The sequence below is a fragment of the Vibrio scophthalmi genome, from assembly GCF_040869025.1.
Taxonomy (GTDB): Bacteria; Pseudomonadota; Gammaproteobacteria; order Enterobacterales; family Vibrionaceae; genus Vibrio; species Vibrio scophthalmi.
In genome coordinates, this window is the sequence record NZ_CP134271.1 from 1,450,859 (window position 1) to 1,463,265 (window position 12,407).

At 47.0% G+C, this 12,407-nt stretch carries 12 protein-coding genes; 2 read left to right on the plus strand and 10 right to left on the minus strand.

The features are described 5' to 3' along the window. Nucleotides 1-544: 544 nt before the first annotated feature. The 5 genes from RJD38_RS06600 to RJD38_RS06620 all read right to left on the minus strand — a co-directional run bounded on the left by RJD38_RS06600 (nt 545) and on the right by RJD38_RS06620 (nt 4,539). Nucleotides 545-1,147 (minus strand): thiol:disulfide interchange protein DsbA/DsbL, encoded by a 603-nt coding sequence (locus tag RJD38_RS06600; RefSeq protein WP_005597338.1) that lies wholly within the window; start codon nt 1,145-1,147, stop codon nt 545-547. 31 nt (nt 1,148-1,178) lie between these two features. Continuing rightward, entirely contained in the window at nt 1,179-2,165 is a 987-nt protein-coding gene (locus RJD38_RS06605) for a serine/threonine protein kinase (RefSeq protein WP_065545888.1), read from the minus strand. A 53-nt stretch (nt 2,166-2,218) separates the two neighbouring features. Further along, a complete protein-coding gene (ccoG, locus tag RJD38_RS06610; RefSeq protein ID WP_065545887.1) occupies nt 2,219-3,637 on the minus strand; it encodes a cytochrome c oxidase accessory protein CcoG in 1,419 nt (472 codons plus the stop codon). A 288-nt stretch (nt 3,638-3,925) separates the two neighbouring features. Further along, nucleotides 3,926-4,192 carry a YihD family protein gene (locus RJD38_RS06615; RefSeq protein WP_005597343.1) on the minus strand — a complete coding sequence of 89 codons (267 nt, stop codon included), beginning with the start codon at nt 4,190-4,192 and terminating at the stop codon, nt 3,926-3,928. 179 nt (nt 4,193-4,371) lie between these two features. Beyond that, nucleotides 4,372-4,539, minus strand: a complete 168-nt coding sequence (locus tag RJD38_RS06620) for a hypothetical protein (protein WP_086027409.1) — start codon at nt 4,537-4,539, stop codon at nt 4,372-4,374. A gap of 411 nt (nt 4,540-4,950) precedes the next feature. Between RJD38_RS06620 and RJD38_RS06625 the strand changes: the two genes are divergently transcribed. Beyond that, nucleotides 4,951-5,748, plus strand: coding sequence for a sporulation protein (locus tag RJD38_RS06625; RefSeq protein ID WP_065429618.1), 798 nt, complete (start codon nt 4,951-4,953; stop codon nt 5,746-5,748). Nucleotides 5,749-5,833: 85 nt separating this feature from the next. Next, the gene (locus tag RJD38_RS06630; RefSeq protein ID WP_005597346.1) at nt 5,834-6,487 is read left to right on the plus strand and encodes a PAQR family membrane homeostasis protein TrhA; all 654 of its coding nucleotides are present in this window, start codon (nt 5,834-5,836) and stop codon (nt 6,485-6,487) included. Here the strand turns inward: RJD38_RS06630 and RJD38_RS06635 are convergent. From RJD38_RS06635 to def, 5 genes are all read right to left on the minus strand, one after another. Then, nucleotides 6,484-7,929, minus strand: a complete 1,446-nt coding sequence (locus tag RJD38_RS06635; protein ID WP_005597348.1) for a TrkH family potassium uptake protein — start codon at nt 7,927-7,929, stop codon at nt 6,484-6,486. The two genes, RJD38_RS06630 and RJD38_RS06635, sit on opposite strands and share 4 nt — an antisense overlap. A gap of 13 nt (nt 7,930-7,942) precedes the next feature. After that, the gene (gene trkA, locus RJD38_RS06640; RefSeq protein ID WP_005597349.1) at nt 7,943-9,319 is read right to left on the minus strand and encodes a Trk system potassium transporter TrkA; all 1,377 of its coding nucleotides are present in this window, start codon (nt 9,317-9,319) and stop codon (nt 7,943-7,945) included. A gap of 160 nt (nt 9,320-9,479) precedes the next feature. Then, entirely contained in the window at nt 9,480-10,760 is a 1,281-nt protein-coding gene (rsmB, locus tag RJD38_RS06645; protein ID WP_009386321.1) for a 16S rRNA (cytosine(967)-C(5))-methyltransferase RsmB, read from the minus strand. 138 nt (nt 10,761-10,898) lie between these two features. Beyond that, a complete protein-coding gene (gene fmt / locus RJD38_RS06650) occupies nt 10,899-11,846 on the minus strand; it encodes a methionyl-tRNA formyltransferase (RefSeq protein WP_005597351.1) in 948 nt (315 codons plus the stop codon). Between the two features lie 18 nt (nt 11,847-11,864). Further along, entirely contained in the window at nt 11,865-12,374 is a 510-nt protein-coding gene (def, locus tag RJD38_RS06655; RefSeq protein WP_005597353.1) for a peptide deformylase, read from the minus strand. Nucleotides 12,375-12,407 lie beyond the last annotated feature (33 nt).

The window sequence follows — 12,407 nt, forward strand, 5'->3', positions numbered from 1 at the left end:
ATCTCCGCGCAACTTACCTAACCAGCATGGCTTCGCTTGGATAAAAAAGTGATCAAAAAAAGAGTGTAGTGCAACAAATCTGATCAATCTGCTCGATATTCCAAACTGCGAGTGGGTTTGTACAATTGCATATGATTATTTTATTCGGCGCGGATTTTACTCTTTTTTATTCGCAGGGCGAATCTATTATTTTCTAAAAATGTATTATGAGTAGCTATTTATTTCGCCGGCTATTGATTGATCACCTGTATGACTCTGTTTTTTAACATTGTTTATTCTGTCGACCGTTTTTGTTGTCTTTTTGCACGGAAGTGCAACAAAAGCATAGGTGGTTGTCGTAATCGTAGCCGAATAGAAGCTACCTCGGTGTGCTTTCGTTAAGGGAGCTTATTGATTGCTGCAATGTTTTTATTGTCGAGTATTCATGGGGGAATGGGCAGGCAATAATGTCGAGTCGAATAGGTGGGAAAGTAAAAAGGGAGCCGAAGCTCCCTTATTGAATGTGGCCAAATGAATGGCGAAAAATGTGATTACTTCAAGGCCACTATTTCAACGTGGTTAGGTAATTCACCAGTGCAAAGTATTGGTCAAGGCTTTCAATTGATTGTGCTTGAACAAGGTATTTGTTATTTACCACAACAGCAGGAACACCGGTTAAACCGGCATCTTGGAATTGCTTGTCGTAACGACGTGCCATTGAGTCAACCGTAAAGCCGTTGTAAGCCGCATCAAATTTCTTCGCATCAATACCTTCATCAAGGAAGATTTGACGCACTTCTTCTGCGCTGTTTGGTGCTTTACGCATTGTCTGGATGCGGTTAAACATCACTGGAGCCATCTTGTCTTCTACTTTCAGTACCACCATGGTAGCGAAAGCTTTATTTAACTCTTTGCCCATTGCGCCACCCATTAGGGATACGTGTGCTTTGTTTAGCTTCACGCCTTCTGGTAGTTGCGCTTTTAGTTGGCGAATGATTGGGTCGAAAGTTTTACAGTGTGGGCAGTAAAATGAGAAAAACTCAGTGACCGTTGGTTTTTTTGATGCTTCAAGATCAAGAACCTTGTAGTGCTCCCCTTCAGAAAATTGCGCTGCGTGAGCAGATAGGCTCAGCAGAAGGGTGGTCACAAGTGCAAACAGCTTTTTCATTATTATCTCCATTTTATTGTTTTTTTAGACGTTACCATTGCGGCATTAGGGTCAAAGGTGCTTCGTTTAACGCCACAATTTGTTCTTTAAATGCCAATACCTGACTTTCCCAATATTTTGGATCATCAAACCAAGGGAAAGCAATTGGGAAGGCGGGATCCTGCCATCTTTTTGCCAGCCATGCCATATAATGCACCATACGTAGACCGCGCAATGGCTCAATTAGTTTCAACTCATTCATATTGAAATCACTAAATTCTTGGTAAGCCTCTAGCAAAATATCGAGTTGCATGGTTTTGTCGGCGCGATCACCGTTAAGCAACATCCACAAGTCTTGGACGGCTGGGCCATTGCGAGAATCATCCAAATCGACAAACATCGGGCCGTCACGCCACAAGATATTGCCCGGATGACAGTCACCGTGGAGACGAATGATTTGCGAAGGGGTTTGCCAATGCTCTTCCAAGCGTTTGATCAGCAAATCAAGATCACTAAAGAAAGCATTTTCAAGATGCATAGGGATAAAGGTTGACTGCTGGAGCAACTGGCGAGGTTGGTAGAGGTATTCCTCTAAGCTCAGCGTTGGCCGGTGCACGAATGGCGTGCGTGATCCAACCTTGTGGATACGACCAAGAAAGCGGCCCACACCTTCTAACTGCTCTAAATTGTCGACTTCAAACTGGCGTCCGCCAACACTGGCAAACAGAGCAAAAAGGTAGCCTTGATAGAAATGCAGGGTTTTACCTTCGATGCGGCACGGCGGCGCGACTGGGATGTCGGCTTCAATCAGTTCTAGGGTAAAGTCGTGCTCTTCTTGAATTTGCTCACTGCTCCAACGTTCAGGGCGGTAGAACTTAACTACATAACGTTGGCGCTCTTCATCGGTAAACTGATAAACGCGATTCTCATAGCTATTGAGCGGTAAAAAACCGGATTCAGCACGAATGCCGATGCTTTCGAGTGCGTACCACATAAAATCTGGGGTGAGCGCATCAAAGTTAAATGCTGTTTCTGACATAAAATAAAGGGCTCATTACTGAGCCCTTACCGTAATTGGGGGCGAGGGCAGGCTTATAACTTTTTGATAAATCTGCTTTCTACCGAGAGGGTAAATTGTTCACTGTCAGACAGTATAAACTGTATTGTTGAAACAGGAGAGCTGAGATTATCGGCTTGCATGCCCAAACTCATTGGCAGCGTTAACACTTCACCAGGTGCTACAGTAACGGTATTTTTTCCGTACCAAGAGACATCTTCTAGCCCTGTGACACTCAGTTGATACTGTTGAGTCTGTTGGGTTTTATTGATGATTTTTAGTGTATAGGTATTTTCAATCTCACCTGAGCTGTTTTCACGATAAAGCTGGCTGCGATCTCGCAGCACATTCATCCCAGCAGGGTCGACGCTGGCTATCTGGATGAAAAACAATCCGGTAATCAACAGCAATACCGCGCCGTAACCGAGCAGTTTTGGCCGCATCACCTTGGTGGACTTGCCTGATAGGCGGTGCTCGGTGGTATAGCTGATCAGTCCTTTCTCATAGCCCATTTTATCCATGGTTTGGTCACAAGCATCAATACAGGCGCCGCAGTTAATGCATTCATATTGCAAGCCGTCACGAATATCGATACCGGTCGGGCAAACTTGCACACACAAGTTACAGTCGATGCAATCGCCTAATCCCAGCGCTTTGTGATCGGCTTTGCGTGAGCGAGGGCCACGCGCTTCCCCACGCTTGCTGTCGTAGCCGACAATAAAGGTATCTTTATCAAACATGGCTGATTGGAAACGCGCATACGGACACATGTGAATACACATAATGGAGCGCATCCACCCAGCATTACCGTAAGTACAAATGGCAAAAAACATCACCCAGAATACCGGCCAAAAGCTGGACTCAAAGGTAAAGAACTCCACCACTAATTCACGGATCGGTACGAAGTAACCGGTAAAGGTGAAACCGGTCGCGAGGGCGATAGCAAACCACGCAAGATGCTTGAGGCTTTTACGCAATACCAGTGAACGAGTCAGCTTGCCTGAATCTTGTTTACGACGCTTATTGGCGTTGCCTTCCAGCTTCTCTTCAAACCAGATATAGATGAAAGTCCACACCGTTTGCGGACATAAGTAGCCACACCAGACACGGCCCAAGAAGGTGGTAATAAAAAACAGGCCAAAGGCGGCGATCACCAGCAAGGTTGCCAGTAGAGTTAAGTCCTGAGGGTACAGAGTGGTGCCAAAGAAGTTGAATTGTTGATTACCGATATCAAGCAAAATTGCTTGGCGTTCACCAAAAGGAATCCATGGGATTAGCGCAAATAGCAGCAGTAAAAACCACCCGCCATAACGACGCAGCAGTTGATAAGTGCCTTTGCTTTCACGGACGTAGATTCGATTGCTGGGATTAAAGCGATCGCCTTGGGTTTTATGTGTTTTGGGATTAAACGTTTTGGGCGTTACATCTTTAATATCAATTTTGTCCTGACTCATTGTGCTTCCTTTTGGACGGTGTCGGTGCGATTTCTTTTGATCACACTCTGGTTCTTGGTGAAGTCAGGCTTAATAAAAGGCAGTTAAGATGGTGGATTAAGCTCTGATGACTTCTGGTATTGCTGCTTTTAGTTTAGGTGGCAAAGTATACAATTAATAACAATTCTATTTCTTTGACATCATTAACTATTAACAATAATCCTTGGGTTATTTTTCAGGAATAGGGCGTAAGTCGATCTCTAGGCATTAAAAAAGGCAGCCTAAGCTGCCTTGAACAATTTGTTTCGATTACTTAATGATGCCACGAGCGCGAAGAATGGCGGTTTTAAAGTCATCTTCTTGGTCTTTTTTCAGGCCCGGTATCATCTCATCTTTGCTGCTGTTGCGCATTTTAAGATGGTAGATAAGCACATCATCAGTGAGCTCCTCTAGCGGGCCTTGGTAACCGGCCTCTTTGGCTAGCTTAACCAAGAACTGCAGCATGTTCATTTCTTGGTCTTTTTGCCACTCAGGGCCTAGAAGCTCGAGCAGCTCTTCAATTCGATGGCAATTCATCAACTTTCTCCACAATAATTATAATGATTTGTCGATAAAGGTAACAAATGCTCGAGGGAAATAGCAATCTGATTAACACATTGTCGCGAAGATTTTGTCGCTAAAAAGGTCAGTAAAAGCAGGATGAGTGATGGTGTTGGATCGACAAAGAAAAAAGCGCAGAGATCTGCGCTTTTTTATTATGCCGCCTTGATATGCTCTGCAGGAGTCGGAGCCAAAATGGTGTTCTTCTCCACAAGAGTCATGCTAGGCGAAAGTTTTTTCGCGACAGGCGCAGCGGCAAAACCACTACGACGACGCATTGCACTACGGTTAGTGTGCGAAAACCTGACGGTAGTTGGGCGCATCTATTTACCGAACTGTCAGGCATATCCATTGCCGATGTAATGGCCTACGGGGGCATGAGTTGAGCTTCATTACTGAAGTTTGGCTCTTTCTGGCTCTCGCCAATCCAAATGCCCGAGTAGGGTTAATGATATGCAAAACATATCAAAGATAGGTTAGCACCAAGCGATATATTGGTCGATATCTAATCACTTTAAAAGATAGCGCTGTCACCTAATTTTTGCGCTTAATACATGATTTAAAGTGCTAAATTAAACAATGTGTGATGTAAGCGAGATCTTGCTATGACAAAGCGTGACTGGTTATCAGGCAATTTCTGTGCGATCGTCTATAGAGATAAAAAAGAGAGAACTCTTTTCGCACCATCAGCGTACGATTGTATGTCTGTCGGGAGCGTTTCATGGAGGATTAATATGTCATTTTTTAAGAAGACCCTAGCCAGTTTTGGTATTGGCTCAGCGCAGGTGGATTCGGTACTTCAGCAAGAAGTGCTCTATCCCGGACAGAAGGTCAATATTACCATTCATGTTTATGGTGGTGCGACAGAGCAGGAGATTGATAATATCGATCTCAAACTTTACTGCCGCTACATCAAAGAAGTGCCGGCTGATCACAATAAGAACCAGCAAAACACAAACCGCATGCGCCGCATGCCACAAAACTACCCACTCGCGACGTGGAGTCTGCCTTATGCCTTCACGATTCATCCGGGAGAGTCCCGTGAATTCGAAGTGGAGTTGGATGTGCCGTGGAATACTCCGGTGACCATTGGCGATGCCAAAGTGTGGCTCGAAACGGGGCTTGATATCTCAATGGCCAAAGATCCAAGTGATACTGATATTGTCACAGTGCGTCCTGATCCCTTGTTGGATGGGGTGTTGTCTGCGCTAGAAGCGCAAGGTATGCGGATTCGCCAAGTGGAATGCGAAGCGGTGGATGGCTTTGAATTGCCGTTTGTACAAGAGTTTGAATTTGTGCCGACTACCGGACCCTATCATGGTCGCTGGCGCGAGTTAGAACTCGTCGCTCATCGTGATACTGAACAATTGACGTTGTGGTTTGAAGTTGATCGCCATCGTGAAGGGGCCAAAGGTATGCTGGCCAGTTTGTTGGGCGTGGGGCAATTAAAGCGTGAGCTCACCATTCCATTGAATGCAACGCCGACTGAAGCCGGCCAACAGGTGCTCGAGTACCTCGAATCGACCTGTTAACGGTATTTGCAATAACTTGAGCTTACACGTGTAAGCTAGATGTGGCATACTCAGGTGGAAATGTTCAAACACCTGAGTAAACGTTATGTCTGAAACCAGCAACGCAGCGTACAGCGCTAAAGAAGAGCTCGCGAATACGATTACTCATGCGATCGGTATGGTGCTGGGTATTATCGGTTTGGTAATGCTGTTGCTTAAAGCACATGCTTACCATGCCGATGCGTTGACTATTGCTAGCTACACCATTTACGGCGCCAGTATTATTGTGCTGTTTCTCGCCTCAACGCTCTATCATGCTATCCCCTCACCACGAGCCAAACGCGCACTCAAAACCTTTGACCATTGCGCGATTTATTTGCTGATTGCTGGCAGCTATACCCCATTTTTACTGGTGAGCTTACGCACCCCTTTGGCGATTGGCTTGATGGTGGTTATTTGGAGCATTGCGCTTGTCGGCATCATTATGAAGGTCGCTTTTGTCTATCGCTTTAAGCGCTTATCTTTGGTGACTTATCTGTTGATGGGCTGGTTATCACTGGTGGTGATTTATCAATTAGCGCTGCATGTTCAATTGGGTGGCTTGATTCTGCTTGGCTTGGGTGGGGTGATTTATTCGCTCGGGGTGATTTTTTATGTCGCGAAGCGCATCCCCTACAATCATGCTATATGGCATGGTTTTGTGTTAGCAGGATGCGCTTGTCACTTTTGTGCGATTTATTACTATGTGACGCCGGTTTAACGACGCCAGAAGGCTGGGAAGAACAGCACCAAGATGGTTAAGATTTCTAGCCTTCCCATCAACATACCGAAACTCAATATCCATTTCGCTGTATCAGGCAGTGAAGCAAAGTTCCCTGTTGGACCGATATGTGCCCCCATGCCAGGGCCGACGTTGGCGACGGCCGTTACCGCACCTGAAATACTGGTGGTTGGGTCAAGGCCAAGTGAGCTTAAGCAACCCGCAACAAAGATGATAGTGAGAAAATAAACCAGACAGAAGGCCACCACCGAACGTACGATGTCGTCGTTCACTGGGCGCTGATTATAGCGTTGAACAAACACGCCCGATGGATGGACTAGTTTCATCATCTGCTTGTGCAACAAGGTCATGGCGATTTGGATACGGAATATTTTAATCCCGCCAGATGTCGAGCCAGAACAAGCCCCAACCATCAGTAGAAAAGCAAATACCGTGGTTGGCAATGCGCCCCAAGCGGTGAAATCTTCCAAACCAAAACCCGTCGTCGTCACAACAGAAACGATATTGAACATCGAAACGCGCAATGCATCGAGTACCGCATAGTCGTTATGAATCACCAACCATGCACTAACGATCAAGCTACTGCCTAAGAACAGATAGGTAAAGCCACGCACCTGGGCATCTTTAAGTAAAATGCTCGGATGACGCTTGGTGAGAGCGGAAACAAAGAGCAAGAAGGGTAGTCCACCCAAGAACATAAACAGCGTCGCATTCCAATGAGCGCTATGTGAGAAGTGGTTCATTGAGCCATCAGAGGTGGAGTAACCGCCGGTTGATAGCGTGGTAAAAGAGTGGTTGATGGCTTCAAATACCGTCATGCCAGAGAGTAAGAAACCAATCATGCATAGACCGGTGAGGATCAGATACACCAGTACGATGTTCTTCGCGACGGTTTTCGCCCGTGGGCTACTTTTGTCTGACCAATCGGATGATTCAGTTTGGAACAGCTTCATACCACCAACGTTAAGCATTGGTAGTACCGCTACCGCCATTACGATAAAGCCAATCCCGCCGAGCCATTGCAATATCGAGCGCCACAGCAAGATACTTGGCGCCATGTTGTCGAGTCCACTCAGTACGGTTGAGCCAGTTGTGGTGATACCAGACATGGTCTCAAAGTAAGCATCGGTAAAGCTGATGTGGTTGATAAAGACAAATGGCAGTGCTGCAAAGGCGCTGGCAATGGTCCACACCAAACTGGTGATGAGGAACATGTCGCGCACGCTGAGTTTAAAATTGGCCGTTCGACCAATCGATAGGCATAAGAACGCGGCCACATGGGTGATGATTAGTGACTGGCCAAACTCGATGAAACCAGAGGTGCCAGAAAAGAATGCCACAAGAGTGGGGACGTACATGAATAGGGCGAGCTTAGACAGCACTAACCCTATCACGAATAGTACGGGACGAAAGTTAACCATGGTATATCATGCCTTAGAGGAAGAACGGGCTCGGCTGGAAGAGTGCTTCTACATCCGGAACATACTTCTTATCTACTAAGAACATCACCACGTGGTCATCCTGTTCAATCACGGTGCGGTCATGGGCAATTAACACTTCATCGCCACGTACAATTGCGCCAATGGTGGTGCCTGATGGTAAGCGAATTTCTCCGATCGCGCGGCCAACCACTTTTGAGGTGGTTTCATCGCCGTGGGCAATGGCTTCAATCGCTTCTGCTGCGCCGCGACGTAGTGAGGATACGTTAACAATATCGGCACGACGTACGTGAGTTAGCAAAGCAGAAATCGTCGCTTGTTGCGGTGAAATAGCAACATCAATCGCGCCGCCTTGGACCAAATCTACGTAAGCACCACGTTGGATCAGTACCATGACTTTCTTCGCGCCCATGCGTTTGGCTAGCATGGCTGACATGATATTGGTTTCGTCTTCGTTAGTGAGAGCGATGAACACATCAACTTGGTCGATGTTTTCTTCCGCTAGCAATTCTTGGTCAGCGGCATCGCCACAGAAGACGATGGTATTTTCTAACTCTTCAGATAGGCGCTCAGCACGTTGATAGCTACGTTCAATCAACTTCACGCTGTAGTTTTGTTCTAAACGTCTTGCAAGGCTAGCACCAATGTTACCCCCACCCACAATCATGATGCGGCGGTAAGGTTTTTCTAGGCGTTGTAGTTCACTCATCACCGAGCGAATATGGTTACTGGCGGCAACGAAAAACACTTCGTCATCAGCTTCAATTATGGTGGTGCCTTGTGGGCGAATTGGACGGCCTTGGCGGAAAATCGCCGCCACACGAGTATCAATGTGCGGCATGTGTTCACGCAAAGCAGATAGGGCATTACCCACCAGTGGGCCACCGTAATAGGCTTTGACCGCAACTAGGCTGACTTTCTGCTCGGCAAAACTCACCACTTGCAGTGCGCCAGGATATTGAATTAAGCGTTCGATGTAGCTGGTAACCAATTCTTCAGGGGCGATAAGGTGATCGACCGGAACGGCACCTGATTGGAATAAAGCTTCTTTTTCAGCGAGGTATTGAGGGGAGCGTATGCGGGCGATGCGGTTAGGAGTATTAAACAAAGAGAATGCGACTTGGCAGGCAGCCATGTTGGTTTCGTCGGTATTGGTTACCGCGACCAGCATGTCGGCATCTTGTGCCCCTGCTTCTCTGAGTACATCCGGATGGCTTGCATGGCCATTGATTACCCGTAAATCATATTTATCTTGTAGCTCGCGCAGGCGATCGCTGTCTTTATCGACAATGGTGATGTCGTTGTTTTCGCCAACAAGGTTTTCAGCTAGTGTGCCGCCAACCTGACCTGCACCAAGAATGATGATTTTCATATTCTTATCTCATTTAACTGCTGATATACCGTCATAATATGTGGCTTTCAAACGTTATTTGCCGAGCATATTCGGTATAGAGCTTTTTTCAATGCATTGAAAATAATAGTGAAGCCGGCAAAGCGCAAGCTTCACTTTGATTACTCTGCGTGATGTTGCGTTATGCGCGCTTAGTCATCACCGCGTAGTAGAAGCCATCCATATCTTCTTCACCTGGCAGAATTTGACGGCCAGGGTTCTCGATATCAGAACCTTGCAGCTCTGCATTGGCAGTACGAGCAAGGAAGGCTTTAACCTGATCTTTGTTCTCTTGCGGTGTGATAGAACAGGTTGCGTAGACCAGTGTGCCGCCAACTTTAAGCTGTTGCCACATTGCGTCTAAGATTTCACTTTGTAGTGCTGCCAGCGCTTCAATATCGTTGGCGCGACGTAGCCACTTGATGTCAGGGTGACGACGAATTACGCCAGTTGCTGAACATGGCGCATCCAGTAGGATGCGATCGAATTGCTCACCTTGCCACCACTCTTGAGGGTAGCGTGCATCACCACAAATAACATCGGCACGCAGCTGTAGACGCTCAAGGTTGTCATAGACGCGGTTTAGACGAGTCGCATCGCTATCAATTGCTACCACTTCCGTATCAACAGTGTGCTCAAGAATATGTGCAGTTTTACCACCAGGCGCGGCACAACAATCTAGGATCAGCTCGCCATCTTTTGGTGTTAGGTAATCAACGGAAAGCTGCGCTGCCGCGTCTTGTACCGATACCCAGCCTTTGTCAAAGCCCGGAAGCAGAGTGACATCGCAAGGGGAATCTAGTTTGATCGCGTCTGCCGCATAAGCGTGTACGCTACAACCGATCTCAGCTTCTTGCATCAGAGCTAAGTATTCATCACGCGTGTGGTGTTGGCGGTTAACGCGCAGCCACATCGGCGCTTTGCTGTTGTTTGCTTCAACGATATTTTCCCACTGTTGTGGGTAGTGCTCTTGCAGCAGTTTTAGTAACCAGCTTGGGTGACCGTATTTACCCGCATTGTGGCTAACGGCAATCGCATCAAGCTCTTCTTGATTACGTAGGTAGTTACGTAATACCGCGTTAATTAGACCGCGTAGGCTTGGGCCACGGAGTGTCTCTGTACCTTCTACCGTTTCAGCAACGGCTGCGTGTGAAGGAATGCGCATGAAGCTCAGCTGATAAATGCCCACCAAGATCAAGTGGTGGAATACACGCTTTTTACCTTTTAATGGGTTCTCCATTAGCTCGTTGGCAATGGATTCAAGACGCGGTAGGTAGCGTAATGCGCCGTAACAGATCTCTTGAAGCAGTGCGTGGTCGCGTGGGCGAATGGTTTTTTGAGCCGCAGGAAGTGCGTGTGATAGTGAGTGACCTTTGTCTACCACTTGAAATAGGACGTTGGCAGCAGCAGCGCGAACATTCATGGTGAATACCTTAAATTAGATGGGGACATCTCTGTCCCCTAAAATGTACTGACAGTCATACGACTGTGGTTACGTGTTTGTCATGGTGAAGCGAGTGCACGATATTATTAGTGCACAATGTTATTCGTGCGCCACTGATTAATTCAGTTGGCTACCCACTTCAAACCAAGCGGCACGTGAGTTCAAGATATCTTGAACTGACATGGCTTTCTTGCCTGGAACTTGCAGCTGCTCCAATACCAGCACGCCGTTGCCAGTGGCAACATAGATGCCCGTTTTATCTGCTTGGATAATAGTCCCAGCAGGCTGATCACAACTTTGATCTGCAACACGGCTTTGCCATACTTTGATGCTGTTTTCAGCCACTTCAAAGTGGCTCATTGGCCATGGATTGAAAGCTCGCACACAACGTTCGATGTGCGCAGCATCGTCATTCCAATCAATGCGCGCTTCTTCTTTGCTGAGTTTTTTGGCGTAATTCGCCAATTCATCGTCTTGCTTAACGGCAACGGCCGTTCCAGCCGCGATATCATTCAAGCATTCAACCAGAGCAACAGGGCCAAGTTCTGCTAGCTTCGCGTACATCGAAGAGCTGGTGTCACTTGCTTCAATCGGTAGTGTTGCCACTTTTAGCATGTCACCGGTATCAAGACCGATATCCATCTGCATGATCGTTACGCCAGTTTCGGCATCGCCTGCCCAAATTGAACGTTGAATCGGCGCGGCACCACGCCAACGTGGCAAGATTGAACCGTGCACGTTAATACAACCGAGTTTTGGTGTATCAAGTACCACTTGCGGCAGCAATAAGCCGTAAGCGACCACAACCATGATGTCTGCATTCAGATCGGCTAGCTGTTGCTTTGCTTCATCTGATTTGAAGTTTTCTGGCTGATAAACAGGAATGTTGTGTTCAAGTGCAACATTCTTCACCGCGCTGGCGGTCAGTTTTTTACCACGACCCGCTGGGCGGTCAGGGTTGGTGTATGCTGCAATAACTTCGTGCTCCGAAGACAACAACGCCGCCAAATGAAGGGCGGCGAAATCCGGAGTACCAGCAAATACAATACGTAAAGGTTTGCTCAAGGTACCTTCCTTTTGAATTTATTGTTTTTCGTTAAAACGTTTGATCTTAGCCAGTTTGTCTTGAATGCGCTTACGCTTTAGCGGCGATAAGTAGTCAACAAACAGTTTGCCTTGTAAGTGATCAAGTTCGTGTTGTACGCAGATCGCTAATAGGTCATCTGCTTCAAACGAAAACGCTTCACCGTCACGATTCAGTGCTTTAACCGTCACTTCTGCCGCGCGTGGCACAAGGGCGCGAGCACCAGGGACAGATAGACAGCCTTCTTCAATACCATCCTCCCCACGTTTTTCGATGATTTCTGGGTTGATCAGAACCATTGGTTCATCACGGGTTTCAGAAATGTCGATCACGACGATACGTTGGTGGATATCAACTTGTGTTGCTGCTAGGCCAATGCCTTCTTCGTCGTACATGGTTTCGATCATGTCATCGACGATTTTTTGGATTTCAGGGGTGACGGCTTCGACAGGTTTTGCCACTGTGCGAAGGCGATCATCCGGGAATGTTAATACTTGTAATACAGACATATACACTCGATAGATTGATTTGTGCCGAATCGA